Source organism: Bifidobacterium pseudolongum subsp. globosum, assembly GCF_004155535.1.
GTDB classification, from domain to species: domain Bacteria; phylum Actinomycetota; class Actinomycetes; order Actinomycetales; family Bifidobacteriaceae; genus Bifidobacterium; species Bifidobacterium pseudolongum_C.
The window spans coordinates 26711-52076 of the sequence record NZ_RYUH01000009.1; the positions used below are offsets into that span (position 1 = coordinate 26711).

The 25366-nt window shown below is 64.6% G+C and carries 20 protein-coding genes and 1 tRNA gene; 18 read left to right on the forward strand and 3 right to left on the reverse strand.

Annotated features, from left to right (window positions below):
* Positions 1 to 175 precede the first annotated feature (175 nt).
* The gene (xylA, locus tag PG2093B_RS02805) at positions 176 to 1525 is read left to right on the forward strand and encodes a xylose isomerase (protein ID WP_101398449.1); all 1350 of its coding nucleotides are present in this window, start codon (positions 176 to 178) and stop codon (positions 1523 to 1525) included.
* Between the two features lie 423 nt (positions 1526 to 1948).
* Entirely contained in the window at positions 1949 to 3631 is a 1683-nt protein-coding gene (locus PG2093B_RS02810) for a glycoside hydrolase family 43 protein (RefSeq protein WP_129897109.1), read from the forward strand.
* 11 nt (positions 3632 to 3642) lie between these two features.
* On the opposite strand, the gene PG2093B_RS08940 is transcribed toward PG2093B_RS02810, so the two are convergent.
* Positions 3643 to 3795: a hypothetical protein gene (locus tag PG2093B_RS08940; protein WP_165369686.1), complete on the reverse strand. Its 153-nt coding sequence runs from the start codon at positions 3793 to 3795 to the stop codon at positions 3643 to 3645.
* Entirely contained in the window at positions 3795 to 4811 is a 1017-nt protein-coding gene (locus PG2093B_RS02815; RefSeq protein ID WP_129897111.1) for a LacI family DNA-binding transcriptional regulator, read from the reverse strand. Before PG2093B_RS02815 ends, PG2093B_RS08940 begins: the two co-directional genes overlap by 1 nt.
* A 273-nt stretch (positions 4812 to 5084) precedes the next feature.
* On the opposite strand from PG2093B_RS02815, the gene PG2093B_RS02820 reads away from it, so the two are divergent.
* The 4 genes from PG2093B_RS02820 (at position 5085) to PG2093B_RS02835 (ending at position 10125) form a co-directional block, all read left to right on the forward strand.
* Positions 5085 to 6368, forward strand: coding sequence for an ABC transporter substrate-binding protein (locus PG2093B_RS02820; protein WP_129897113.1), 1284 nt, complete (start codon positions 5085 to 5087; stop codon positions 6366 to 6368).
* Between the two features lie 76 nt (positions 6369 to 6444).
* Entirely contained in the window at positions 6445 to 7509 is a 1065-nt protein-coding gene (locus tag PG2093B_RS02825; RefSeq protein ID WP_129897115.1) for a carbohydrate ABC transporter permease, read from the forward strand.
* Positions 7506 to 8414, forward strand: coding sequence for a carbohydrate ABC transporter permease (locus PG2093B_RS02830; protein WP_129897117.1), 909 nt, complete (start codon positions 7506 to 7508; stop codon positions 8412 to 8414). Before PG2093B_RS02825 ends, PG2093B_RS02830 begins: the two co-directional genes overlap by 4 nt.
* A gap of 79 nt (positions 8415 to 8493) precedes the next feature.
* Complete coding sequence (locus tag PG2093B_RS02835; protein WP_129897119.1) at positions 8494 to 10125, forward strand: glycoside hydrolase family 43 protein; 1632 nt, start codon at positions 8494 to 8496, stop codon at positions 10123 to 10125.
* A 219-nt stretch (positions 10126 to 10344) separates the two neighbouring features.
* On the opposite strand, the gene PG2093B_RS02840 is transcribed toward PG2093B_RS02835, so the two are convergent.
* Positions 10345 to 11874, reverse strand: a complete 1530-nt coding sequence (locus tag PG2093B_RS02840; RefSeq protein ID WP_129897121.1) for a xylulokinase — start codon at positions 11872 to 11874, stop codon at positions 10345 to 10347.
* Between the two features lie 189 nt (positions 11875 to 12063).
* Between PG2093B_RS02840 and PG2093B_RS02845 the strand changes: the two genes are divergently transcribed.
* The 12 genes from PG2093B_RS02845 (at position 12064) to PG2093B_RS02900 (ending at position 25318) form a co-directional block, all read left to right on the forward strand.
* Positions 12064 to 13284, forward strand: a complete 1221-nt coding sequence (locus tag PG2093B_RS02845) for an ROK family transcriptional regulator (RefSeq protein WP_129897123.1) — start codon at positions 12064 to 12066, stop codon at positions 13282 to 13284.
* Between the two features lie 162 nt (positions 13285 to 13446).
* Positions 13447 to 14106, forward strand: coding sequence for an ECF transporter S component (locus PG2093B_RS02850; protein WP_022858515.1), 660 nt, complete (start codon positions 13447 to 13449; stop codon positions 14104 to 14106).
* A 193-nt stretch (positions 14107 to 14299) separates the two neighbouring features.
* A complete protein-coding gene (locus tag PG2093B_RS02855; protein ID WP_129897125.1) occupies positions 14300 to 15214 on the forward strand; it encodes a hypothetical protein in 915 nt (304 codons plus the stop codon).
* Positions 15215 to 15444: 230 nt separating this feature from the next.
* Positions 15445 to 15657 carry a 50S ribosomal protein L31 gene (gene rpmE / locus PG2093B_RS02860; RefSeq protein ID WP_026643476.1) on the forward strand — a complete coding sequence of 71 codons (213 nt, stop codon included), beginning with the start codon at positions 15445 to 15447 and terminating at the stop codon, positions 15655 to 15657.
* A 338-nt stretch (positions 15658 to 15995) separates the two neighbouring features.
* Positions 15996 to 16069 (forward strand) — tRNA-Ile (locus PG2093B_RS02865).
* Between the two features lie 158 nt (positions 16070 to 16227).
* Positions 16228 to 17322, forward strand: coding sequence for a peptide chain release factor 1 (prfA, locus tag PG2093B_RS02870; RefSeq protein ID WP_129897127.1), 1095 nt, complete (start codon positions 16228 to 16230; stop codon positions 17320 to 17322).
* Between the two features lie 49 nt (positions 17323 to 17371).
* On the forward strand, positions 17372 to 18304 hold the full coding sequence (gene prmC / locus PG2093B_RS02875; RefSeq protein ID WP_431520210.1) for a peptide chain release factor N(5)-glutamine methyltransferase: 933 nt from the start codon (positions 17372 to 17374) through the stop codon (positions 18302 to 18304).
* Between the two features lie 81 nt (positions 18305 to 18385).
* Entirely contained in the window at positions 18386 to 19045 is a 660-nt protein-coding gene (locus PG2093B_RS02880; protein ID WP_129897129.1) for an L-threonylcarbamoyladenylate synthase, read from the forward strand.
* On the forward strand, positions 19042 to 20223 hold the full coding sequence (locus PG2093B_RS02885; RefSeq protein ID WP_129897131.1) for an MraY family glycosyltransferase: 1182 nt from the start codon (positions 19042 to 19044) through the stop codon (positions 20221 to 20223). Before PG2093B_RS02880 ends, PG2093B_RS02885 begins: the two co-directional genes overlap by 4 nt.
* Before the next feature lie 46 nt (positions 20224 to 20269).
* Complete coding sequence (gene guaB / locus PG2093B_RS02890; RefSeq protein ID WP_129897133.1) at positions 20270 to 21811, forward strand: IMP dehydrogenase; 1542 nt, start codon at positions 20270 to 20272, stop codon at positions 21809 to 21811.
* Positions 21812 to 21937: 126 nt separating this feature from the next.
* Complete coding sequence (locus PG2093B_RS02895) at positions 21938 to 22780, forward strand: hypothetical protein (RefSeq protein WP_129897135.1); 843 nt, start codon at positions 21938 to 21940, stop codon at positions 22778 to 22780.
* Between the two features lie 177 nt (positions 22781 to 22957).
* On the forward strand, positions 22958 to 25318 hold the full coding sequence (locus PG2093B_RS02900; RefSeq protein WP_129897137.1) for a vWA domain-containing protein: 2361 nt from the start codon (positions 22958 to 22960) through the stop codon (positions 25316 to 25318).
* Positions 25319 to 25366: the final 48 nt, after the last annotated feature.

Below are 25366 nucleotides of genomic sequence, written 5' to 3' on the forward strand. Positions count from 1 at the left end.
TTTCTGCGCCCGGCGCGTCGTGGCGCAGTGAAAACCCAATGATTGCAAGGCGACACGCCATCTTCGGTTTTATAGTTAGACGATTTGACAAAGCGCCCGGACTTCGTTTACACTCTCTTTGTAAGACGAATGAACAATAGTTCGTCACAACGCACGATCAACAAAGGAGTGATCCATGGGACTGTGGGATATCGACAAGATCGAGTACGTCGGCCGCGGCAACGGCCCGGTCGAGGGACTCGGCTTCCAGTATTATGACGCCGACAAAGTGGTTGCCGGCAAGAAGATGAAGGACTGGCTGCGTTTCGGCGTCGCATGGTGGCACACCTTCGACGCGCCGCTCACCGACCCCTTCGGTGACGGCACCGCCCAGCGCCCGTGGGACGGCAAGTACTCCGACCCGATGGACAACGCGCTCGCCAAGGTGGACTACGCGTTCGAGTTCTTCACCAAGCTCGGCGCCGAGTACTTCTGCTTCCATGACCGCGACATTGCCCCGGAAGGCGATACGCTCCGCGAGACGAACGCCAACCTCGACCGCGTGGTCGACAAGATCGAGGAGAACATGCAGTCCACTGGCGTGAAGCTGCTGTGGAACACCTCGTCGCTCTTCACCAACCCGCGTTTCGTCGCCGGCGCATCCACCTCGCCGTTCGCTGACGTCTACGCCTATGCCGCCGCTCAGCTCAAGCACTCGCTCGAAATCGGCAAGCGTCTGGGCGCTGAGAACTATGTGTTCTGGGGTGGCCGCGAAGGCTACGAGAACCTGTGGATCACCGACATGAAGCGCGAGCAGGAGCACATGGCGAAGTTCTTCCACATGTGCGCCGACTACGCCAAGCAGATCGGCATGGACGCCCAGTTCCTCATCGAGCCGAAGGCCAAGGAACCGACGACGCACCAGTACGACTTCGACGCGGCCACGGCATGCAACTTCCTGCGCGCCTATGACCTGATCGACGTCTTCAAGCTTAACCTCGAAGGCAACCACGCGAACCTCGCCGGCCACACCTACCAGCACGAGATCCGTGTCGCGCGTGACAACGGCGTGCTCGGTTCGCTCGACGCCAACCAGGGCGACATGCTGCTTGGCTGGGATCTCGACGAGTTCCCGACCAACCTGTACGAGACCACCTCCGTGATGTGGGAAGTGCTCGACGAAGGCCAGATCGGCCCTCACGGCGGCCTCAACTTCGACGCCAAGCCGCGCCGCACCTCGTTCAGCGCCGAAGACCTGTTCCGCGCGCACATCGCCGGCATGGACACGTTCGCCGCCGGCCTGCTCGTGGCGGACAAGATGCATCAGGACAAGTACATCGAGGACCTCGTGGCCAACCGTTACGGCTCCTACGATTCGGGCATCGGCAAGTCGATCGACGATGGCACCGCGACCCTCGAATCGCTCAACGACTACGCCATCGACATGCCGCAGTCCGAGATCATCGCATCCACGCACCCCGATCACCTCGAGGACGTGAAGGCGACCATCAACAACTACATCATCGACGCCCTGGCCAACGCCTGACGTCACGCGGTCCGGCTGTCTGCCGCATGGACGGCCGGACCGTCCATCCAACCTCTGCGGTGCGCGGCATATGCAATGCACGCCGTATGGCATATGCCGCCAGTATTCTTCCTTTCCTTCCTTCCAATGAATCGCCGCCTGTTCTTTCCTTTCCTCTGCAGGCGCGATGCAGGCCCAGGGCCATCGGGCCACACCGTGCACCCATACGCTCCGCGCGCATCCTTCCCATCAAACACACCGCGGGGGGCACGGCGGTTCCCGGCGGCCCATGGGCTTTTTCCATACGGGCGGCACGACGGTGTGTTCGCCCTTTTGCTTGCGCAAGGCGCATGGCGCACCGCCGAACCGCCCTTATACCCTCCGGCCATGCTGCCGAACCGAATGTACTGATATGACCGACCACTACCGATATGGAGGACCGCGATGACCGCAACGACCGCGACCATGGACATCACCAATCCCGTACTGCGGGGCATGTACCCCGACCCAAGCTGGATGTGGGACGAGCGCGAGGAGCGCGTGGCCCTGGTGAATTCCTCATTCGAACTGGTGCCGGGACTGCCGATCCATGTCTCGGACGATATCGCGAACTGGGAGCTTGCTGTGAACGCCGTCGACGAGGCGATGGCGCAACGGCTGCTGATCCCCTTCGTGCTTGATTCTGGGGGATTGTATGCGCCGACATTGCGCATGATCCGCGGGAAGTACGTGATCGCATGCACCGTCGCCCGCATCGATCTGGACGCGGCCGCCGCAGCTGGGGTCGCCCCGGAGTCGATCGAGGCGGCCCGCGCGAGCCAGGGCAACTTCATCATCGAAGCCGATGCGCTTGGGGGGCCATGGCGCGGCCCGTACTGGATCGAGGGCGCCGAGGGGATCGATCCAGACATCTTCGAGGACCTTGACGGCTCCGTGTACTGGACGCAGACAAGGCCGGCCGTACGCCCGCGCTGGGAGGGGCAGACCGAGGTGTGGACCCAGCGGATCGACCCGGAGACGTGGCGGCTGTGCGCGTCGCATGACGCAGACGGTGACTATGGCAAGACGGTTCTCTGGACGGGATATGGCGTGGAGGCGGTGTGGGCCGAAGGACCGCACCTGTACCGCATCGGCGATTGGGTGTATCTGATGACCGCAGAAGGCGGCACAAGCTTCGACCACAGCGAGATGACCATGCGCACGTGGGCCCCCGACGGGCTCGGACCGGCGATCGAATCCCTGCAGGGCCAAGCGCACGCGGACGGGACCGAGCCGCGCGCGCCGCGTACCGACGAACGGTCGGTTGTGGGGCGGTATGCGCGACTGTTCCATCCGTGCAAGAAGAATCCGTTCCTGACACACAGGCATCTGGGTTTGGAGGAGCGCGTGCAGTGTGTGGGCCATGCCGATCTGCTGCATCATCCACGGCTTGGCTGGTGGGTCGCGTGCCTGGGTTCGCGCGAGACCCCCACCGCGGACCATGGGGCGCTCAGTTTCCTGGGCAGGGAGACCTTTGTGGCACCTGTCGACTGGCAGCACGATCCGGCGCAATGGTCGCTGGAATCCAATGGGCCCGCGCAAAGGCGGACCGATGACCCGGGCTGGCCGATACTCGCCGGGGGAGCGGGGCGTCTGGCGCAGACATTGCGCATCGATGCAGCGGACGGAACCCTGCTCGATATGTGCATCGGTCCTTGCGAATCGCAGGCTGTCGTCGATGCGCGCATGCCTTTTGCCGTCGGCGAGGGCGAAGCCGCTGCCGTGCGCGCGGATGGCGTGGTATACCGGCGTATGCCTGAAGACAGATGCGTCGTGCTGTGCCCACAGCGTGGTACGGTGCGCATCCGGCAGGACGGTCGCCATACACTGAGTTTGGCGACCGATGGGGCGTCGGTGCAGTGGGCGCTCGGCGAGGGGACGGAGCGCAGGGAGGGCATGGTGCCGATCCCCGAGGGGGAGCCGGGATCGGTTATGCTCGTCTTCGACAAAGGCATGGCACGTGTGGTCGTGGCGCAGTCCGCGGAACAGGCATGGACGGCGCCGGCCGTCGAGGTGATCGACGTGGCGCCGCTGAGCACCGAATGGTCCGGCGGCTTTGTGGGGTGCCTCGTCGGTTGTGAGGCGTAGGCGGCGGCGACTTAAGTGGATGGCTGGGCCGCTGTTGCGGCGGCCTTGGCCGGCTTGCCGTGCACCAGCCGCTGCCGTTTGCGCAGCAGCATCGCGAAATTGCCGAGCACCGGTATGAGCAGTCCGCATACCATGCCGATGTCGGAGGCGTGCTGGGCCGCCATCAGCGCGCCTCCGACGCCAAGCGGGCCGTGCTGCCGCGCACGACGAGCGTCGTCGGGAGGATCACATGGTGTTGCGTGGGGCGTCCCTCCGCCGTGTCGATGAGCATGCGCGTCGAGACCGCCGCCATGTCGTGCAATGGCTGGCGCACCGTGGTGAGCGCCGGACCCAGGAACGCGGAAGTCTGCACGTCGTCGAACCCGACCACCGAAAGGTCTTCGGGGATGCGCAGCCGGTTCTGCCGAGCGGCCTCATAGACGCCCATCGCCTGCAGGTCGCTGCCGGCGAAGATCGCGGTGGGGCGGTTCGGGTTCTCCAGCAACGCCATCGCCTGCGCATAGCCGCCTTCGGTCGTGAAATCGCCTTCCGTCACCAGTTCGGGGTCCAGTGCGATGCCCTGCTCGGCGAGCGCCGACGTGTAGCCGTCGAGCCTTGCGCGCGAACACATCATCTCTTCGGGGCCAGTGATGATGCCGATGCGCGTGTGGCCCAGCGCGAGCAAGTGACGCGTCGCGAGCACGCCGCCGGCCCAGTTGTCCGCTTGCACGGAGAAGTCGTCGTTCGACGGCTCGCCCGAAGGGTCGAAGATGACGTAGGGGATGCCATTGGCCTGTAATTTGGCTTTTTCGCTTTCAGTGAGATTGGCGAAGATGAAGATGACGCCGAATGGCCTGCGCCGCAACATCCCGGTGATCCAGTCGTCGTCGGGGTGTTGGCGTGTGCCACTTTCCGTTGTAATGACGCTGATGTCGGGGGAGCGCCTTGTCTCACGCAGCACGCCGCGCAGCACTTCGAGAGCCCAGATTGTGTCGAGGTCCTGGAAGACCACTTCGATGTACCGTTGGCCGGCGGTTTTCTGTCCGCGGCGCTGGTAGCCCGAGGCTTTGAGCGCCCGGTCGATGGCTGTGCGGGCTTCGGCCGATATGTCGGAGCGGCCATTGAGCGCCTTGGAGACAGTCGCCAATGAGTAGCCGGTGTTCTTCGCGATGTCCGCCAATCTGACTTTGGATTCCGACATATGGAGCTCCTTTGCCGCCAATGAATGGGTGTGATACTATCTGCCATAATAGCGAAAGTTTCGAACCTTTGCAAACGAAATGAGACGTTTGCTGTGAAAACGGCGGGCGAATGTATACAGAATTACGCGAAACGCCGAAAACACACTTTGTTTGACTATTTGACAAAGTAGGTTTACGATAGTTTCTAACGAAAACAACGTAAGTTTTCGGAACCATCATCAGCCGCATGGCACCCGGTCCAACGATGGAACGGGCGATCTAGGAGGAATAACATGAAGGTCAAGTCAGTATTCGCCGCAGTGGTCGCGGCTGCGACCATCGTTGGTGTGTCCGCGTGCGGAGGTGGCTCCGGCACCAACGCAGACGGCAAGACCGAAGTCGTGGTGTGGATGAACTCCACCACGGGCGACGGCAAGAAGTTCTGGGAGGACGCCGCCAAGGCGTTCGAGGACAAGAACCCGAACGTGGACATCAAGGTCGAGGCCATCCAGAACGAAGACATGGACGGCAAGCTCCAGACAGCGCTGCAGGATCCGTCGTCCGCGCCGGACGTGTTCCTGGCGCGAGGTGGCCAGAAGTTGCGCGATGTGGTGGAGGCCGGCCAGGTCATGGATCTGACCGACAAGATCTCCGATCAGGTTAAGACGCAGATGAAGACAGCGCTCGACACCACCACGATCGACGGCAAGGTCTATGGCGTGCCCCAAGCGGTGCTGCCTGGCGGCATCTGGTATTCGAAGGATCTGTTCAAGAAGGCCGGCATCGCCGAGACCCCCAAGACATGGGACGAATTCGCCACCGCCGTCAAGAAGCTCAAGGATGCCGGCATCACGCCGATCGCTCTGGGCGGCAAGGACGCTTGGCCGGCGGCGCACTGGTACTACTGGTTCGCGTTGCGCGAATGCTCGCAGGCGGCGTTTGACGAGGCCTCGAGCGACATGAAGTTCACGAACGAATGCTGGGTCAAGGCCGGTGACGACGTCAAGAGCCTGCTCGACCTCGATGGCTTCAACGAGGGCTTCCTGACCACATCCGCGCAGCAGGGCGCAAGCTCGTCGGCGGGCCTGCTCGCCAACCACATGGCCGCGATGGAGCTTATGGGCGGCTGGGAGCCTGGCGTTGTGCGTGACCTGACCCCTGACAAGAAGGACATGGCCGACCTTGGCTACTTCACATTCCCTGAGATGGAGGGTGGCGAAGGCGACCCGACGGCCATGCTCGCCGGTGCCGATGGCATGTCGGTCGGCGCATGGGCCCCGCAGGAGGCCGTGGACTTCCTCAACTTCATTTCCGAAAAGGAATGGCAGGAAAAGTACGCTGAGGCGTTCGTCACGATTCCCGCGGCGAAGAACGCGCAGTCCGTCGTCACGAACGAAGCCCTCAAGCAGGTGCTCAAGGTCTATGATGAGGCCTCCTCGGTCTCGCTGTGGCTCGACACGGTCTTCGGGCAGAACGTCGGCAACGCGCTCAACGAAGGCGTGGTCAACATGATGGCCGGCAAGGGCAATGCCGAAGACATCGTCAAGGGCATCGAGGCGGCCGCCAGCAAGGGCTGACGACGCTTCCCGGGGCCGGGCCTGAAAGGCCCGGCCCCTGTTTCACCAACGCAGTCATCATCTAGAGGAGTAAGCCATGTCAGTCGCAACCAGCATGCGGGCCAAGCGCGCCGGCCGCTCGCACAGCGACAAATTCCGCCAGCGCTTTGAAATGGGCGTCCTGTCCGTGCCCGCGCTCATCATGTTCGTCGGATTCGTGATCCTGCCCGTGTTCATGGCGGCCTATTACGGGTTCTACAAGTGGAAAGGCTTCGGCAAGCCCAATGTCAACGGCCAGTTCGTGGGGCTCGACAACTACCGCATCATTCTCACCGACCCCAACTTCCAGCAGGCGCTTGGCCACACGCTGTTCATCGCGGTCATGTCGCTCATCATCCAGGGGCCGCTCGCTATCCTGTTCGCCCTGCTGCTCAACCAGAAATTCAAAGGGCGCGGCCTCATCCGCACGCTCATCTTCGTGCCGTACGTGGTCTCCGAAGTCATCATCGGCACCGGTTGGAGCCTCATGCTGCAGCCGAACGGCGCGGTCAACGCGGTCATGAAGAACCTCGGGTTGAAAGGCGTGGACTGGATCGCCAACCCCAAGATCGCCATCTGGACCCTCATGTTCATCATCTCGTGGAAGTACATCGGTTTCGCCGTCATCCTCATGATCGCCGGCATGCAGGCCATCCCCGAAGAGCTCTATGAGGCGGCGCGCGTGGATGGTGCCGGCTTCTGGCGCCAGCAGTGGAGCATCACGCTGCCGCTTCTGGCCCCCACGATCCGCATGTGGGCCTTCATGTCGATCATCGGCTCGCTGCAGCTGTTCGACCTCGTCTACATCATCTGGGGCCAGTACGTCTCGTCCACGGCCGGCACCTCCACCATGGCCACCTACATGGTCAGGGAAGGCCGCCTGGCCAACAACTACGGTTATGGCTCCGCTGTCGCCGTCGTCATCTTCATCATCTCGCTCGTCATCGCCCTGCTGTACCAGCGCTTCGTACTCAACCGCGACCTCGCCGGTGCGGTGGAGAAGCGCGAACGCAAGCAGCTCGAACGCCGCATGAAGAAGCGCGAGCGCGAGCAGATGGGTCACGACGAGATCGAAAACGCAATCGCCCCGAAGAACGCTTCCATGGAGGTGGCACTATCATGACGTACACAGGTGAACGCATCGAACGCACCCTGCTGTTCGGCAAGCGCAAGCGCAAGAACGATCCATACGCATATCACAAGTCGGCGAAGACGCCGTGGGGCAATCCGATTGTCTACATCCTCTCGCTGCTCCTTGTGCTGATCTGCGTCGTGCCGGTCCTGTACATCATCCTCGGTGGCTTCCGCACGAACTCGCAGATCACGCGCGACCCTGCCGGCATGCCGAATCCTTGGAACTTCGGCAACTACGCGACCGTCGTCAGCTCGAGCACCTTCTGGGTCGAGCTCGTCAACTCGCTGATTGTCTCCGTGGGCACCATGGTCGGCGTCGTCGTGCTCGCGCTCATGGTGAGCTTCGTGATCGCGCGCTACCGCTTCCGCTTCAGCCGCATGCTCTACACGCTGTTCTCTGCGGGCATGATGTTCCCGATCACCGTAGCGATTACGCCGTTGTACCTGCTGCTGCGCAACCTGCACCTGATCAACAGCCAGCTCGGCATCATCCTGCCGCAGATCGCGTTCGGCCTGCCGCAGGCGATCATCATCCTCGTGCCGTTCCTGCAGTCGATCCCGATGGAGCTCGAAGAGGCGGCGCAGCTCGACGGCTGTTCGAGGCTCGGCTTCTTCGCCCGTATGGTGCTGCCGTTGAGCGGCCCCGGCGTGGCCACCATCGCGATCCTTTCGTTCGTGGCCAGCTGGAACGCCTACATGCTCCCGCTGTTCCTGCTCAACGACTCCACGAAGTACACGCTGCCGCTGGGCGTGCAGATGTTCAGCTCGCAGCATTCGGTCGACACCGCGCAGGTGCTTGCCTTCACATCGCTTTCGATGATCCCGGCGCTCATCTGCTTCACGATCTTCCAGAAGAAGATCGTCGGTGGCCTCGCCGGCGCGGTCAAGGGCTGAGTTAAGACACCGCGCGCACAACACGAAGCACGGCGGCCCGATCAACCATTGGGCCGCCGTTTCCCTTAAGGAGATCGTTATGAAGATCGAAAACCCGGTACTGCCCGGATTCAACGCCGATCCGTCGATGATCAGGGTCGGAGACACCTACTACATTGCGAATTCCACATTCGAATGGTGGCCTGGCGTACGTCTGCATGAGTCGAAGGACATGGTGCACTGGCGTCTGTTGCCAAGCCCGCTGAACCGTCGTTCGCAGATCGATATGCGCGGCAACCCGTCCTCCGGCGGCGTGTGGGCTCCCGACCTGTCCTATGCGGACGGCAAGTTCTGGCTTGTCTATGCGGATGTCAAGGTGGTCAACGGCGCGTTCAAGGACTGCACGAACTACCTCGTGACCGCCGAAGACATCCACGGGCCGTGGAGCGAACCCGTGCGGCTCAATGGCGTGGGGTTCGACGCGAGCCTGTTCCACGACGACGACGGGCGCAAATACCTTGTGCAGCAGACATGGGACTTCCGCGAATACCACAACCCGTTCAACGGCATCACGCTCACCGAATTCGATGTGCCCACGATGCGCCTCAAGCCCGAAACGGCGTGCACCATCTGGGGCGGCACCGACGTGAAGCTCGTCGAGGGCCCGCATCTGTACAAGATCGATGGCCTGTACTACCTGTTCTGCGCGGAAGGCGGCACCGTCTGGACCCACCAGGAGGTCGTGGCCCGCTCGGCCACACTCGAGGCCCATTCGTTCGAAGGCAGCCCGCTCAACCCGTTCCTCACGAATTTCGACACCCCACGCAACTATCTGCAGAAGCAGGGGCATGGCGCGCTCGTGAGCACGCCCGGCGGCGAATGGTATTACGCGTCGCTGTGCGCACGGCCCTGGCACCATGAGAACGAGTCGTTCACCGACCCGCGCGGCTGGTGCACGCTGGGGCGCGAGACCTCGATCCAAAAGGTGGAGTGGAACGCAGACGGCTGGCCCTACATCGTCGGCGGCCATGGCGGCGAACGGTTCGTCGACGCCCCCGCCGACGCGGTGGAGGACACCGGTGCCCCCACGTCGCGGGACCAGCACGACGATTTCACCGCGCCCACGCTCGGCGGCGACTGGAACACGCTGCGTGTGCCATTCGATGAGCGCATGGGGTCGGTCGGCGGCGGCGCGCTCACCTTGCGCGGCCAAGGGTCGTTGTGCAACCTGTTCGACCTTTCGCTTGTGGCACGCCGTTGGCAGGCCTTCGCGTTCGACGCCTCGGTGGGGGCGCGCTTCGACCCGCGCAACTACAACCAGATGGCCGGCCTGACGAACTACTACAACGACCTGTGCTGGTCGTGGGCCTTCGTGACGTGGGATGAGCGGCGCGCATGCCGGGTGATCGAAGTGGCGCAGAACGACTTCAACGCCTACACCTCGTTCCTGCGTGACAACGCCGTGCCGGTGCCGGACGACGTGCAGACGGTGTGGCTGCGCACGCGCTTGCGCACGCAGACCTACACCTATGACTACTCGTTCGACGGCGAGCATTGGCGGAACCTCGGTGTGGAGCTTGACGCCAAGATCCTTTCGGACGACTACGTGAACCAGCGCTACGGCGGCTTCTTCACCGGCGCGTTCGTGGGGCTTGCGGCGGTTGACCTTTCCGGATACAGCGCCGAAGCCGATTTCGTCGACTTCGAGTACCGCGAACTGCCGGCCGCATAGGGCTGCCGGGCGTGAGGACCCATACGGGGCGCCACCTGTTTGCATGCAGGTGGCGCCCCTGTTTTTTGTATTTCGGCTGAGGAGGAGCGTTTTCCTTGCGGGCAGCGGGTATCGCCCGCGGTATCAGGCCCCTCGCGGCCCCTGATACCTGCCCGTTCCAAAGAAAATGCTCCCTCCCAGCCGAATTCTGCTGGGAGGGAGCATTATGGCGCTTGTAGGTCAGCCGCGGGCCTGCACGTAGGCCTCGTAGACCTGCGGGGTGGGGGTACCGGTCTGCACCGCGTCGATCGAAATCGGCCAGTCGGGCGCGTCATCTACGCCGCTGAGCACCCAGGCAGCCTGCCTTGCCGCGCCGATCGCCACATATTCGTCGGTCGCCGGGCACGAGACATCCATGCCCAGGATGCACGGCGCAAGCGTGCGGATGGCCAAGGACTTGGCACCGCCGCCGATCAGCAGGATCCGGTCGATCTGCGCGCCGAGCGAGCGGATCAGTTCCATGCAGTCGCGCTGCGAGCACAGCAGGCCTTCCACGAAGGCGCGCGCCACGTTGCGGCGTTCGGTGTTGCGCAGCGTCATGCCACTCAGCGTGGCCGTGGCGTCGGGGCGGTTCGGCGTGCGTTCGCCGTCGAAATACGGCACGAGGGTCATGCCGCCGGCGCCGGGGTGCGAGTCGAGGGCGAGCTTGGTCAGCTCGTCGTAATCCACGTCGAGCATCGCGCGCGCGGCATCCAGGATGCGCGAGGCGTTGATCGTGCACGCGAGGGGCAGGAAGTGCCCGGTGCAGTCGGCGAATCCGGAGACCGAACCGCTCAGGTCGTAGACGAGCTGCTCGCTGATCGCAGCGGCCACGCCCGAGGTGCCAAGCGAGACGGATACATCGCCCACGGCCATGCCCAGGCCCAGCGAGGCCATCGCGTTGTCGCCGCCACCGGGCGCGATGATGCATCCGCCGGGCACTTGCGCGCCGGCGATGGATGGGTCCGCGTTGACCGGCGCCACTTGGTTCGGCCCAAGCACGCGGGGCAGCACGATGCGTTCGGCATGTTCGGTGGCGGCGGCGCCCGGTGTGGTGGCGTCGTCGGACTGCAGGCCCAGCGCGAGCAGGTCGCGGCGGTAGGTGTTGGATGCGGCGTCGAAGTACAGGGTGCCCGAAGCGTCGGAACGGTCGGTGAACAGGGCGTCGAGATGCGCGTTTTCGCCCGGCTGCACGGGGCCGAAGCCGGCGATGCGCCAGCTCAGCCAGTCGTGCGGCAGGCAGACGGCGGCGATGCGCGCCGCGTTCGCCGGCTCATGCTGCGCCACCCACTTGATCTTGGTGAGTGTGTACGAGGCGACAGGGGAGGAGCCGACGGCCTTCACCCAGCGTTCGACACCACGCGTGTGCGGATCTTCCGGTTCGCCCTCGGCGGCAGGGGTTGCGCCGAGCTCGTTGATGAGCGCTTCGGCCTGCGGTGCCGAGCTTGTGTCGTTCCACAGCATCGCGTCGCGGATCACGCGGCCCTGTTCGTCGAGCGCCACCATGCCGTGCTGCTGTCCGCCGACGGCGATCGCCGCCACGTCATCGAGGCCGCCGGCCTGCGAGGCGGCCTCCTGGAACGCGCGCCACCAGTGTTCGGGGTTGACGGTGGATCCGTCGGGGTGCTTGGCCTGGCCGAAGCGCACCAGTTCGCCGGTCGCGGCATCGGTGACGCGCACCTTGCATGATTGGGTCGAAGTGTCGACGCCGGCCACGAGAACTCTGTCCATGAGATGACTCCTTTACTCGCCCACCCGATGGCTGCGGCGCACTGCGGCGTGCGTGGCGCGACATGCGGGTGGCCTATATAGTTAGATGAATAAACTATAATGGGTAGTGTAGCATAACATATGTTGGCGTAGCAATATCCACGCGGGGTGGGGCGTGGCGCAACGATCAGGCAGAGCAAAGGAGTGTCCATGGCGGCTTTGAAGCGCATCAACCAGGATGACCTACGCAACCACAACCTCTCCGTGGTGCTCAACACGATGCTCCGTTCCACAAGCGCGTTCAGCCGCGCCGATCTGGCCAAGGAGACGGGGCTCACGAAGGCCACGATGTCGCTGCTTATCTCCATGCTCATCGAGCACCGCATCGTCAAGGAGGGCGCGCCGCTCGTCCAGTCGGTGTACGGCCGGCCCAGCACGCCGTTGAGCATCGCGGGCGGCAGTGTGTGCGGCATCGGCATCCAGATCAACACCGACGGCTACGGCTACGTGGTGCTCGACCTCGACGGCAGCGTGGTGGCAGAACGCTGGATCGCGCGCGACCTGCATGACGCCGACGCCGACGCGCTGTTCGGAGAACTTGACGCGATGCTCTCCGAACAGGAGAGGACGCTGCACGCGCAAAACTACATGATCGCCGGCGTGGGCCTTGCCCTGCCCGGTCTGGTGACCGAGGACGGCCACCTGCTGATGGCGCGCAACCTGGGATGGGAAGACCTCGACCTGAGCCGCTTCGACCTGATCCGCCATTTCGACGTGACCGTAGCGAACGAGTCCAACATGGCCGCTGTGGCGCAGCTGCCCGGGTACGCCACACAGCGCACCGACGAGGGGATCGTGGGGCCCAACGGGTCGTTCCTGTATGTCTCGACCGACATCGGCATCGGCGGCGCAATCGTGCGCGCCGGCCGCGTGGTGACCGGCGACCACGGCTTCGCCGGCGAGATTGGCCATCTTTCGGTGCAGATGGACGGCCCCGTCTGCCGTTGCGGGCGCCGCGGCTGCGTTGAGGCGTACGCGGGCCGGCGTTCGATGGTCGAGGCCGCCGGCGTGGCCACCGGCAACGACGCCGCGTCCCTTGAGGCGATCGACGAATTCACCCGGCGTGTGGAGGCGGGCGATCCGGTCGCCACCGCGGTGTTCGCCGACGCCGGCCATGCCATGACGTCGATGCTCACATCGGTCATCAACCTCGCCGACCTCGACACTGTGATCATCGGCGGCAATTGGGCCCGCGTGCCCGCAGACATGCTTGCGCGCATGGCGGCGCGCATCCAGGACCGCATCCTCGCGCGCGGCACGCTCAACGTGCGCCTGCTGCGCGCCTCGGGCGTCTCTCGCCCGGCGTTGTTCGGCGCCGCGCAGACCGGCCTGCGTGACTTCATCGACAACCCGCTGCGCTACCTCAACTGAACGCGTCCGCGCGTATCTCAGTATGCAGTCCGTATAGTGGCCGTCTCGCGGTGCGGTGCTACGCTGTCTTGCGGCGTCCCCGCCCGAGCTGCGCAGGTCAAGGGACGCCGGCAGATCGCCAAAGTCATGCTGTGCGCAGTGCCGTGAGGAAGAGGGACTTCCATGGTCGACCATACCCAACAACCAACCCCTGTCCGTTCCCGCGCCCGCCTGCGCTGGACGCCCGCCGACATCGCCGTGGCCGCCGCGCTCGGCGTGGCCGCCGGCATCATCTTCTGGGGATTCAATTTCGCATACAGTTCGATTTCGCCGGTCCTGGGAGGCCTGCTGCCGGGATTCGCGAGCATCCTGCACGGCGTCTGGTATTTCTCCGGCACGCTCGCCGTGCTCATCCTGCGCAAGCCCGGATCCGCGATCTTCGTCAACCTGGTGGGCTGCGCGGCCGAGATGGTGCTCGGCAACAGCTTCTCGTTCGGGTTCATCTTCCTTTCGGCGGCGCTGCAGGGCCTGTTCGCCGAATTGCCGTTCGCCGTCACGCGCTACCGCGTGTTCAATCTGCCGATGGCCATGCTTTCGGGCCTGTGCACGGGCATCGAATACGGCGTGTACCTGATGCTGTTCCGCTATCAGGGCGTGGCGTGGTTCAGCCCGCGCGGCATCATCCACATGATCAGCGAAGTGGTGGGCGGTGTGTTGATCGCCGGCGTGTTCTCGTGGTTCCTGTATATCGCCATCGCCAAGACGGGCGTGCTCGACCGCTTCGCCTCGGGGCGCGCGGTTCGCTTCGCCGACCGCCAGAAGGCCGTGCAACCGCTCGACTGAGCTGCGTTCCGTTCCATATTGTGCATGTATGACGCCCGCCCCCCGAGGTGGGCGTCATGCTTATGCGCGTATCACTACGCAAGATGGATTGTGCGCGGAAAGTACGCTCACGGCATACACTGGAATTGATCGTGCCCATCGCAGTGTCTGGGCGCGCGCCTGAGAGTGAGCGGAGAAGAAGTAAGGAAGGCTCATGCTTGACGATCGCACAATCCTGTACGCATCGCCCGAACCGGGTACGCAGACCGAGCTGATCAATCCCAACGAGATCGCGGCCATGGCGAAGAAGCCGGCCCCACGCAAGCCCGACCACGACGACGACCATCCGATGTACGTGCGCATGGTCCTCGGGTCGCTCGCTGTGCTCGCGGTATTCGCGCTGATCATGGTCGGCATCATGGTCGCCAACCAGCGCCGCGAACAGCAGGTCGCGCTCTACCGCACGCAATGCGAACACGCGATGAGCGGACTCGAAAGCAAGCGCACCGCCTACACCCAGCTGCGTGAAGGCGACGGCGCGCAGGCAGGCACCATTTCCGACATCCAGGTGGACGACACCGCCACCATCCGCGCGCTTGACGAACAGCTCAGCGCCACGATGCCCGAGCGGATCACCTGCGATGTGGCCAGCGCCGCGCAATACAACGACCGCCTGCGGCTCATCGACGAGCACAGCGAATGGTTCGACGCGCACACCGCATCGCTGCAGTCCGCGGTGGATGGCGTCACCGCGTCGAAGCAGAGCAAGGATCTGGCGGACCGCCGTGAGACATTCAGCGCGACGCTGCGCGAAGTGCAGACGACGCTCGACCTGACGCGCGGCAACGTGGCCGACAATGCGACGTGGGACGACCTGTCGAAGCTGCTCGCCTCGGCGCAGCAGGCGCATGACGCGGGGGACATGGGGCGCATGGAGGCGCTTGAAAGCGAACTGAGCGCCGCCGTCGAACGCGTGAACGCCTCGCGCGACCAGAAAATCGCCGACGACGAACGGAAGGCCGCCGAACAGCAGCGCCGCGCCGCCGAGGAGAAGACGAAGCAGGAGCAGCAACGCGCCGAACAGGACAAGCAGAAGCAAGACAAGCAGAACCAGCAGAAGAAGGACTGAGCCGCCGCGCCGTGTATCGCGCCTCGCCGGTTCGCAACGGTCCGGGAATACCACGGCCGCCGTGCTGTTGGGTAGTAATGGCGAGGCTGACCGGCATGCCCGACAGGGCGTGTGGGGAGGCTTTGGCCTGCGGCCCCCGTCCAACGGGGTCGTACAATGGCATGTATCCGGTTCACGCCTGCCATTGGGGCATGGCGACCCGGGTCCCCCGTATCTTTAGGAGACAAATTATGCAGCAGGGTATCCATCCTGATTATCACGCAGTGCAGGTCACTTGCTCGTGCGGTAACACCTTCGTCACCAAGTCGACCGCCAAGGGCGATCACATGACTGTTGACGTGTGCTCGAAGTGCCACCCGTTCTACACCGGCAAGCAGAAGATTCTCGACACCGGTGGCCGCGTGGCTCGCTTCGAGAAGCGCTACGGCAAGAAGAGCAACTGATTCTTCCGCGTGGTATGAACAACGCCAGCCTTCGGGCTGGCGTTGTTCATATCTGGTGGCATATGCCCCTATGCCGCATGCCCCATGGGCCCTATGCGGTCGCGCCGCCAATTGTCGCAAAAATCTTGCGCCCTACGTGTTTTCGGTCGGTTGGCGTCCGTTTGCGACCGAAATCACGTATGTGCTCCGTGATTTGAGACAGTTACGGGCTGCAACTGTCCGAAAACACGGAACGCCACCGTTTTTTCGGACGGACAGGGCCGGTTGTCGGTCGTGCTGCTAGACTTATGCCGTTGGTCGCATCGGCCGCGGGACCTCCGCACGGCGCGGCACAGCGTGGGGCCTTAGCTCAGTCGGTTAGAGCATCGGACTCATAATCCGCCGGTCCAGGGTTCAAGCCCCTGAGGCCCCACTTTCCTTTCGCCACCGGTGCAAACGGTGCAAACGGCACAGACTACCCAATTGGATAGGATGAAGCAGTTTGGTTATGAACGCACCGCGCACACGCATGACGAATGCGGGCATAAGGCCGATTCGCACGGCGCACAGAGAAAAGGCACACAAGACCATATGGCAGACGAACAATTCCCCGCCGCACTCACCGCGCTCGAGGAGTACCGCAACATCGAACAGCAGATGGCACAGCCCGAGGCCGCGTCGAACCCAGACATCATGCGCAAGCTCGGCCGCCGCCACGCGCAGCTCGCCGGCATCGTGACCGCCTACCAGCAGTACCGCGCGCTCACGGACGACCTTGAGGCGGCGCGCGAGATGGCGGAGGACGACGCCGACTTCGCCGCCGAGGCGAAACGCCTCGAAGACGAGCTGCCCGCCGCGCAGGAACGCCTGCGCACGGCGCTGATCCCGCGCGACCCGGACGATGCGCGCGACGTGATCATGGAGATCAAGGCCGGCACCGGCGGCGAAGAGGCCGCGCTGTTCGCTGGCGACCTGCTGCGCATGTACACGCGCTACGCCGAAAAGCGCGGGTGGAGCGTGACCGTGCAAAGCGAGAACGCGACCGAGCTCGGCGGCGTCAAAGACGTACAGCTCGCGATCCGCGCCAAAGGCACGCCTGCACCGGAAGACGGCGTGTGGGCGTCGCTCAAATACGAAGGCGGCGTGCACCGCGTGCAGCGCATCCCCGTGACCGAATCGCAGGGGCGCATCCAGACGTCCGCGGCCGGCGTGCTCGTGTTCCCCGAGGCCGACGAGGACGACGACGAGATCGAGATCGACCCCAAGGACCTCAAGGTCGACATCTTCATGAGCTCCGGTCCGGGCGGCCAGTCCGTGAACACCACGTATTCCGCCGTGCGCATGACGCACATCCCCACCGGCATCGTGGTGAGCATGCAGGACGAGAAGTCGCAGATCCAGAACCGCGCGGCCGCGCTGCGCGTGCTCAAGAGCCGCCTGCTCGCCATGAAGCACGAGCAGGAGGCCGCCGAAGCCGCCGACATGCGCCATTCACAGGTGCGCTCGCTGGACCGTTCCGAGCGCATCCGCACCTACAACTTCCCCGAGAACCGCATTGTGGACCACCGCACCAACTACAAGGCCTACAATCTCGACGCCGTGCTCGACGGCGACCTGCAGGCGGTCATCGACAGCGATGTGCAGGCCGACGAACAGCAGCGCCTGAAGCAGCAGAGCGAGCAGTGACGCGCCGCGCGCACGACCGCACCAACCACCTGTGAGGAGACGGACCCCGATGAACGAACAGACGCGACCCATCGAATCCGACGCCCCCCGTATGGGCGCGGTCCTCGACGCCGCCGCCGCGCGTTTGGCGCGCGCGGGCGTCGACACCGCGCGCCACGACGCGAAGCTGCTGCTCGCCGCATCCGCCGGCCGTTCGCTGTCCGACGTGGACAAGGCCGTGCTCATGGACGACGCGTTCAGCCAATTCGCGCCGTCGCCCGAGGCACGCGATGCGTTCGAGTCCATGCTCGGCCGGCGCGAGTCGCGCGAACCGCTGCAGCACATCGTGGGCCATGCGCCGTTCCGCTACCTCGACCTCGACGTGGGCCCCGGTGTGTTCGTGCCGCGCCCCGAAACCGAGCTCGTGGTGCAGGAGGCGATCGACTGGATCACCGCGCACGGCCTCTACTCGCCGCGCGTCGTCGATCTGTGCGCGGGAAGCGGCGCGATCGGATTGGCGATCGCCACCGAAGTGCCCGGCGCGCAGGTGTGGGCCGTCGAGCTCGACACGCAGGCCGCGCAGTGGACGCGCCGCAACATGCACAAGGTGGGCGAGCGCTTCCCCGACCTTGTGGCGAACTATCACCTTGAAGTGGCCGACGCGACGTGCCCGGTCACGCTCGCCACGCTCGACGGCACCGCCGACGTGGTGATCAGCAATCCGCCGTACATTCCGCTGACGAATGTGCCGCAACAGCCCGAAGTGCGTGACTTCGACCCCGAAACCGCGCTCTACGGCGGTTCCGCCGACGGCATGATGATTCCCGAGCGCATCATCGTGCGCGCCGCCGCGCTTGTGCGCAAAGGCGGCCTGTTCGTCATGGAGCACGACATCACGCAGGGCGACCGCACCGTCGCGTTCGCGCGCGCGAACGGATTCGCCGAAGCGCGCACGCACGCCGACCTGACCGGACGCCCGCGCTATCTGGTGGCCACCCGGTAGCGCGCGGCGGCTGGCGCGTTGGCCGATTGCCGTACTAGGTTGGAATGCAGCGCGCGAACATGGTGCAATGGAGGAGGCAGTATGAGCCAGGTACGCAAAGCGGATGGGGAGTCGTTCGCACAGGCGAAGCAGATCATGGCGCGCGGCGGACTCGTGGTGATGCCCACCGACACCGTGTACGGCATTGTGTGCGACCCGTGCAACCCGGAGGCGATCGCGCGCGTCTATGAAGCGAAGGGGCGCCCGCAATACAAGGCGCTGCAGGTGATCATGGCCTCGGTCGACGACCTCGACGCACTCGGGCTCGAATTGCCCGCGCCGCTCAACCGGCTCGCCGCGCAATTCCTGCCCGGCGCGTTCTCGCCGATCGCCGTGGCGCGCGAGGGCAGTCCGCTCGCCACTGTGCGCGTGGCGGCGAACGGCGCACGCACGCAGGGCATCCGCGTGCCGAACAGCGCCACCGCGCTCGCCATGCTGCGCGTGACCGGCCCGGTCGCCGCGTCGAGCGCGAACCGTTCGGGCGAGCAGAGCGCGCATTGCGTGCAGGAGGCGGTCGATGCGCTGGGCGATGCGATCGATCTGTATATCGACGGCGGCGCGACGGCCGGGCATGTGGCAAGCACCGTTGTGGCGGCCGACCCGCACGGGCGCGACGGCATCGAGATCCTGCGCGAAGGCGTGATCCCGGCCGCGGTGATCCGCCGCGCGATCCACCTCAACGGCGGTGGTCTGGGCGCATGAGGGTCTATCTGTTCATCGCGTTGGTGGCGGCGTGCGCGACCTACCTGTTCACGCCGATTGTGCGCCACCTGGCGATCCGTTTGGGCGCGGTGGGGGAGGTGCGCAAACGCGACGTGCACACCATACCGACCCCGCGCATGGGTGGCCTGGCGATGCTGTGCGGATTCCTCACGGCCATGCTGTTCGCGTCCCGACTGGACTTTCTGCAAGGCGTGTTCCGGCAGAACCATCAGGCGTGGATCGTGATGGTGGGGGCCATACTGATCTGCCTGCTGGGCATCGCTGACGATGTGTGGGATCTGGATTGGATGCTCAAACTCGCCGGACAGCTGCTCATCGCCGTGTTCGTGGCATGGGGCGGCCTGCAGATCATCGCATTGCCGATCGGTTCGCTCGTCACGGCGTCGCCGACGATCTCGATCGCCATCACGGCGCTGCTGATCGTCGTGTCGATCAACGCCGTCAATTTCGTGGACGGCCTTGACGGCCTCGCCGCAGGCATCGTGGCCATCGGCGGCATCGCATTCGGCATCTACTCGTACATCCTCGCCCGCACCTCGCCGTCGTACGCGTCGATGGCCACGCTGCTCGACATCGCCATGGTCGGCATCTGCGTGGGCTTCCTGCTGCACAACTGGCACCCGGCGAAGCTGTTCATGGGCGACTCGGGGTCGATGTTGCTCGGCTACCTGATCACCTGCGCGTCGATCGTCATGACCGGCCGCCTCGACCCGGCCACGGTGAGCACGTCGATCTACCTGCCGGCGTTCATGCCGATCCTGCTGCCGATCCTGGTGCTGTTCCTGCCGGTGCTCGACATGATGATGGCGATTGTGCGGCGCCTACGCAAGGGGCAGTCGCCGATGCACCCGGACCGTATGCACCTGCACCACCGCATGCTGCGCATCGGGCACAGTGTGCGCGGGGCCGTGCTGATCCTGTGGGGGTGGGCGGCGCTGATCGCGTTCGGCTCGATCATGCTGCTGTTCTTCACGCCATGGCATGTGTTCATCGTGTTCGCCGTGGCCGCGGTCATCCTCACCATCGCCACGATGTCGCCCTACCTCAACCGGCTCATGCATGGCACCGTGGAGGAGATTCCACATGACGGGCAAGGGGAGACGGGCAGTGGGGAGCGCCGGCGCAACGGGCGCGCCAAGCATATCCGTAACGCATAGCGGACAGCGGGTGGCGTTCGTCGCCTCGAATTCATATAGTTGCTCTATGGCTACAAATCCTGATATGAATGCAGAATCCCCGTACGCTCCTCTCCCTCCGATTTTCGCCCAGCTGGGCCTCGCCTATGACGATGTGCTGCTGCTGCCGAACGAAACGGATGTGATCCCCTCCGAAGTGGATACCTCCACGCATCTGACCCGCAACATCACGATGAAGGTGCCGGCGATTTCCGCCGCCATGGACACCGTGACCGAAGCCGAAATGGCCATCGCCATGGCCCGCAACGGCGGCATCGGCGTGCTGCACCGCAACCTGTCGATCGACGACCAGGCGGCGCAGGTCGACGTGGTGAAGCGCTCGGAGTCCGGCATGATCACCGACCCGCTCACGGTGAACCCCGATGTGACGCTCGCCGACCTCGACAAGCTGTGCGGCAAGTTCCACATCTCCGGCCTGCCGGTCGTGGACCGCGAGAACAAGCTCGTGGGCATCATCACCAACCGCGACATGCGCTTCATCCCCTCCGAGGACTACGACCACCTGCGCGTGCGCGACGTGATGACGAAGGAGAACCTCATCACCGGCCCCGCCAACATCTCGAAGGCGGACGCGCACGACCTGCTCGCCAAGTTCAAGATCGAAAAGCTGCCGCTCGTCGATGCCGAAGGCCACCTGACCGGCCTGATCACGGTGAAGGACTTCGTGAAGACCGAGCAGTACCCGGACGCCACGAAGGACGAGCAGGGCCGTCTGCGCGTAGCCGCCGGCATCGGCTACCTCGGCGACGCTTGGCAGCGCGCCTCGGCGCTCATGGAAGCCGGCGTGGACGTGCTCGTGGTCGACACCGCCAACGGTGAGGCGAAGATCGCGCTCGACATGATCCGCCGCATCAAGAGCGATTCCGCGTTCAAGGGCGTCGACATCATCGGCGGCAACATCGCCACGCGCCAAGGCGCGCAGGCGATGATCGACGCCGGCGTGGACGCCGTCAAGGTGGGCGTGGGCCCCGGCTCGATCTGCACGACGCGCGTTGTGGCGGGCGTCGGTGTGCCGCAGCTGACCGCGGTCTATGAGGCCGCACGCGCCTGCCGCGCGGCTGGCGTGCCGTGCATCGCGGACGGCGGCATCCACTATTCCGGCGACATCGCCAAGGCCCTCGTGGCCGGCGCGAGCTCGGTCATGCTTGGCGGCGTGCTCGCCGGCTGCGAGGAGGCCCCGGGCGAAAAGGTGCTGCTGCACGGCAAGCAGTACAAGCTGTACCGCGGCATGGGCTCGATGGGCGCCATGGCGCCGCGCGGCAAGAAGTCGTATTCGAAGGACCGCTACTTCCAGTCCGACGTGACGAGCACCGACAAGATCGTGCCCGAAGGCGTGGAGGGCGAAGTGCCGTACCGCGGACCGCTCAACGCCGTGCTCTACCAGATGATCGGCGGCCTGCACCAGTCGATGTTCTACATCGGCGCGCACAACATCCCCGAGATGAGCGAGAAGGGCCGCTTCATCCGCATCACCGACGCGGGTCTGCGTGAATCCCACCCGCACGACATTGTGATGACGGCCGAGGCGCCGAACTACTCGGGCCGCTGACGGCACAGAGAGACCAATGGATAGGGGCCGCGCACATGCATGCCATGCAAGTGCGCGGCCCCTGCCATATGCCATGTCCGGCATGCACATATAACAACAAATAAAAACAAGAGAAGGGAAACGACAATGACACAGCATCATGTGGTTGGGAACAAGGCCGTTGCGGCGTTGCTGGCCGTGGGCCTCGCCGTCTCCATGGGGGCGTGCGGCGGCAACGGCGCGCAGGACCAGCCGTCCGGCGCGGGCTCGGCGAGCACGGCGGGGGAGTCCCGCGTGTCCAAGGCCACGGCGACGTTCTTCGATTCGAAGACGGAGATCCCGGCGGAACAGGCGTTCGTCACGAAGAGCGTGTGGTTCGACAAGGGGAGCGGGGAAGATCTGGGCGAAGACGCGGCGGTCGACTACATCTATGTGTTCGACGGCAGCGGCGGGGTCACGGCATACCAGACCGGGTATGAGCCGACGGACACGGGCATTGGCGCGGTCACGACCACCTACGGTGATCTGCTCGGGCTTTCCGAGGACGGTCTCATCCGGCTCGCGAAGGACCGCGACAAGGACTGCTTCGACAACGCGCGCGAAAACTACCTGTCCACGAGCGCGAAGTTCTTCGCGGACAAGGCCGAACAGGACACTGCCAAAGCCGAGGAGATCACCAAGAAGGGCGAGGAGTTCCAGAAGACCCTCAGCAAGATGGAGTACGAGGAACCGGCGGCCAAGCCGTTCTATCTGAAAGCCAACAGCTCCGAGGAGATGTTGAGCTTCCAGATCCGCCGCTTCAACGAGCAGAGTGCGGCCCACTACCTGGAGGGCAGCGGTGATGCGGAGACGTTTGCAACGGTGAACACGGACCTGGACCTGGAGCCGACCGACGCCGTGCAGCTCGATGGCATGCGTCTGCAGGGCTACAGCCGCATCGTCACGTCGGTGGGGCCGGACAACAAGGGATTCACTGGCATGGAGAAGTGATGCTTTCCGGCACGTGGACGCCGTTTGTTGGGTTTAGGATTGTCATCTGCTACTGTGGGCGCCAACGTATTCGTTCACTATGGGAGAACATCTCCGACAACGGAGAATACGCAAAAGTCTAATAAAACCGCGTAATTGCAGCGGTTTGCAACAGTAGAGGCAGTGAAGGAACTGTTCATGGACATCAAATCCACCCAACAACACGGCGCCCGCGGTGCCATCGTTCGCATCGCCGCGGTCGTCGTTGCGGTAGCGATGCTCATCGCGACCGCCATGTTCGGCGTCGGCCGTGCGCAGGCCGCCGAGCTGACGGCCAGCGCTGACCCGACGACGTTCACGCAGTGGACCGAAGGCGTCGGCAACCCGGTCGACCCGCGTTCCACCGGCCGCGTCTGGACCGACAAATCGGTCACGACCGGCGACGTGACGCTCGACGCCGGTGACGGCAAGCAGGTCGTCATCGCCAAGGACCAGGCCAGCGACTTCCTCGTCGGCCTGTCCGCCATGTCGAGCGCACAGCAGATCACCGGCATGAGCAGCGGCAGCAAGCCGCTCGACGTGACGCTCGTGCTTGACGTCTCCGGCTCGATGGCCGGCACGATGGGCCGCGGCTACCGCCCGGCGTATGGCAACGACCTCGACTACACCGCGTACATCAAGACCGATGACGGCAGCTACAAGGCCGTGTCGTACGATTACACGCTGAGCGTCGACGGCAATGTCGCCTACAAGGACGGCGACACGGTCATTTATGCCAAGACAAGCGCCGAAGACACGAACCCGGACCATGTGCAGCTGTACAACTCGTACCGCATCACCTATCTGGACGCGCTCAAGACGGCCGTCAATGGCTTCCTCGGCCAGATGGCGAGCCGCAACGCGTCCATCGCCGACGCGGCCGCGAAGAACCGTGCCGCCATCGTCACGTTCGAGTCCAACGCGAAGATCGAATCCCGCTACACCAGCGACACGGCCGCGCTCGAAGGCATCGTCAACGGCCTGACCGACCTCGGCGGCACGAATTCCGCGAAGGGCTTCCAGCTCGCCCACACGCTGATCGACGAGGACAAGCGCGCGAACGCCGATTCCGTCGTCATCTTCTTCACTGACGGCGATCCGTGGGACGGCAACGAAGCGGTCCTCGAGGCGAAGTCGATCAAGGACGCCGGCACGCGCATCTATGCGGTCGGCACGTTCGAGACCGACGACGTCAATGAGCTGGGCTCGTACTCCAACCGCTATATGAACGCCGTGTCGAGCAACTACCCGAACGCGACCGGAACCGTGAGCGGCGACCTCGGTGAGCGCGCGCCGGATTCCGACTACTACATGAACGCCGCGGACGCCGACCAGCTCAAGAACATCTTCAACGACATCTGGACCGCGATCTCGAGCAAGCCGAGCTCGCCGATCACCACCACGACCGAGTCGGGCATGGAGCGCGGCACCGTCACCTTCACCGACGAACTCGGTGAATACATGACGGTCAAGGACTTCACCAGCGTCGTGTTCGCGGGTGAGCAGTTCACGAAGAAGACCGCCGAGATGAGCGAGGACGGCAAGACCACGGCCTACACGTTCGAAGGCGAAGTCGCCGGCAACCCGATCTACGGCACCGCGAACCTCGCCGACCTGGCCATCACCGTCACACACGGTGAGCAGACCGACACGGTGAGCGTGCAGGTGCCCGAGCAGCTGCTCCCACTGCGCCTGTACTCGGCGACGGTCGACCAGAACGGCGCCGTGTCCACCACGATCAACGACACGTTCCCGATCCGCGTGTTCTACTCCGTGGCGCTCAAGGACGGCGTCGAGGAGGCGCTGGCGAACCCGGACGAGGCGCTCGCCGCATACATCGCCGCGAACGGCGAGACGTTCACCTCGAACAAGTACGAAGCCAACGCGGAGCTCGGCTCCACGACCGCCGCGTTCACACCGGCCGCGTCGAACGACTTCTACTACTTCGTCAACGACACGCCGCTGTACAACACGCAGAACACCAACGACCCGGCCAAGTCGGTCGACGCGAACGGCACCTACCACTACATGCGCACGTATTACGCGGACAACGCGAAGCACGAGCAGTGGATCACCGTCAGCGGCGCAGACGCGAACGGCAAGACGCAGACCGGCGCGAACGGCAACGTCTACGTGCCGGCCGGCACCGTGCGCATGGGCCTCGCGAACTACACCGTCGCGAAGAAGTCCAATGTGACGAACACGGCCACGGCCGCGATCGCCCCGCGTTGGGACGGCACCGCCGTCAACGTGGCGCTCGGCAACAACGGCCGCCTCGCCTTCGCCGAGGAGCCGGCCGTGCCGACCCCGGAACCGAGCGAACCGGCCGCGAGCGCGCAGCCTGAGGCGCCGGCCACGGACGCGGCACCGCAGGCGCCGGCGTCCGAATCGCCGGCGAACACCGGCTCGAACGTCGCATTGATCGTGTGCATCGCCGCGGCACTGCTGTGCGCGGGCCTCGGCACGCTCAAGCTGGCACGTCGTGATTCGAACGACCGCAGCACTCGGCGAAAGCACTGAAACAGCTGAACACGCCCCCGCGGGGCCGCATCCGGGCAGCCGGGTGCG

What these genes read in the sequence shown, in the direction of transcription:
- xylA (WP_101398449.1), top strand. Translation starts at nt 176, where the DNA reads ATGGGACTGTGGGATATCGACAAGATCGAGTACGTCGGCCGCGGCAAC.
- PG2093B_RS02810 (WP_129897109.1), top strand. Translation starts at nt 1,949, where the DNA reads ATGACCGCAACGACCGCGACCATGGACATCACCAATCCCGTACTGCGG.
- PG2093B_RS08940 (WP_165369686.1), bottom strand. Translation starts at nt 3,795, where the DNA reads ATGGCGGCCCAGCACGCCTCCGACATCGGCATGGTATGCGGACTGCTC.
- PG2093B_RS02815 (WP_129897111.1), bottom strand. Translation starts at nt 4,811, where the DNA reads ATGTCGGAATCCAAAGTCAGATTGGCGGACATCGCGAAGAACACCGGC.
- PG2093B_RS02820 (WP_129897113.1), top strand. Translation starts at nt 5,085, where the DNA reads ATGAAGGTCAAGTCAGTATTCGCCGCAGTGGTCGCGGCTGCGACCATC.
- PG2093B_RS02825 (WP_129897115.1), top strand. Translation starts at nt 6,445, where the DNA reads ATGTCAGTCGCAACCAGCATGCGGGCCAAGCGCGCCGGCCGCTCGCAC.
- PG2093B_RS02830 (WP_129897117.1), top strand. Translation starts at nt 7,506, where the DNA reads ATGACGTACACAGGTGAACGCATCGAACGCACCCTGCTGTTCGGCAAG.
- PG2093B_RS02835 (WP_129897119.1), top strand. Translation starts at nt 8,494, where the DNA reads ATGAAGATCGAAAACCCGGTACTGCCCGGATTCAACGCCGATCCGTCG.
- PG2093B_RS02840 (WP_129897121.1), bottom strand. Translation starts at nt 11,874, where the DNA reads ATGGACAGAGTTCTCGTGGCCGGCGTCGACACTTCGACCCAATCATGC.
- PG2093B_RS02845 (WP_129897123.1), top strand. Translation starts at nt 12,064, where the DNA reads ATGGCGGCTTTGAAGCGCATCAACCAGGATGACCTACGCAACCACAAC.
- PG2093B_RS02850 (WP_022858515.1), top strand. Translation starts at nt 13,447, where the DNA reads ATGGTCGACCATACCCAACAACCAACCCCTGTCCGTTCCCGCGCCCGC.
- PG2093B_RS02855 (WP_129897125.1), top strand. Translation starts at nt 14,300, where the DNA reads ATGCTTGACGATCGCACAATCCTGTACGCATCGCCCGAACCGGGTACG.
- rpmE (WP_026643476.1), top strand. Translation starts at nt 15,445, where the DNA reads ATGCAGCAGGGTATCCATCCTGATTATCACGCAGTGCAGGTCACTTGC.
- prfA (WP_129897127.1), top strand. Translation starts at nt 16,228, where the DNA reads ATGGCAGACGAACAATTCCCCGCCGCACTCACCGCGCTCGAGGAGTAC.
- prmC (WP_431520210.1), top strand. Translation starts at nt 17,372, where the DNA reads ATGAACGAACAGACGCGACCCATCGAATCCGACGCCCCCCGTATGGGC.
- PG2093B_RS02880 (WP_129897129.1), top strand. Translation starts at nt 18,386, where the DNA reads ATGAGCCAGGTACGCAAAGCGGATGGGGAGTCGTTCGCACAGGCGAAG.
- PG2093B_RS02885 (WP_129897131.1), top strand. Translation starts at nt 19,042, where the DNA reads ATGAGGGTCTATCTGTTCATCGCGTTGGTGGCGGCGTGCGCGACCTAC.
- guaB (WP_129897133.1), top strand. Translation starts at nt 20,270, where the DNA reads ATGGCTACAAATCCTGATATGAATGCAGAATCCCCGTACGCTCCTCTC.
- PG2093B_RS02895 (WP_129897135.1), top strand. Translation starts at nt 21,938, where the DNA reads ATGACACAGCATCATGTGGTTGGGAACAAGGCCGTTGCGGCGTTGCTG.
- PG2093B_RS02900 (WP_129897137.1), top strand. Translation starts at nt 22,958, where the DNA reads ATGGACATCAAATCCACCCAACAACACGGCGCCCGCGGTGCCATCGTT.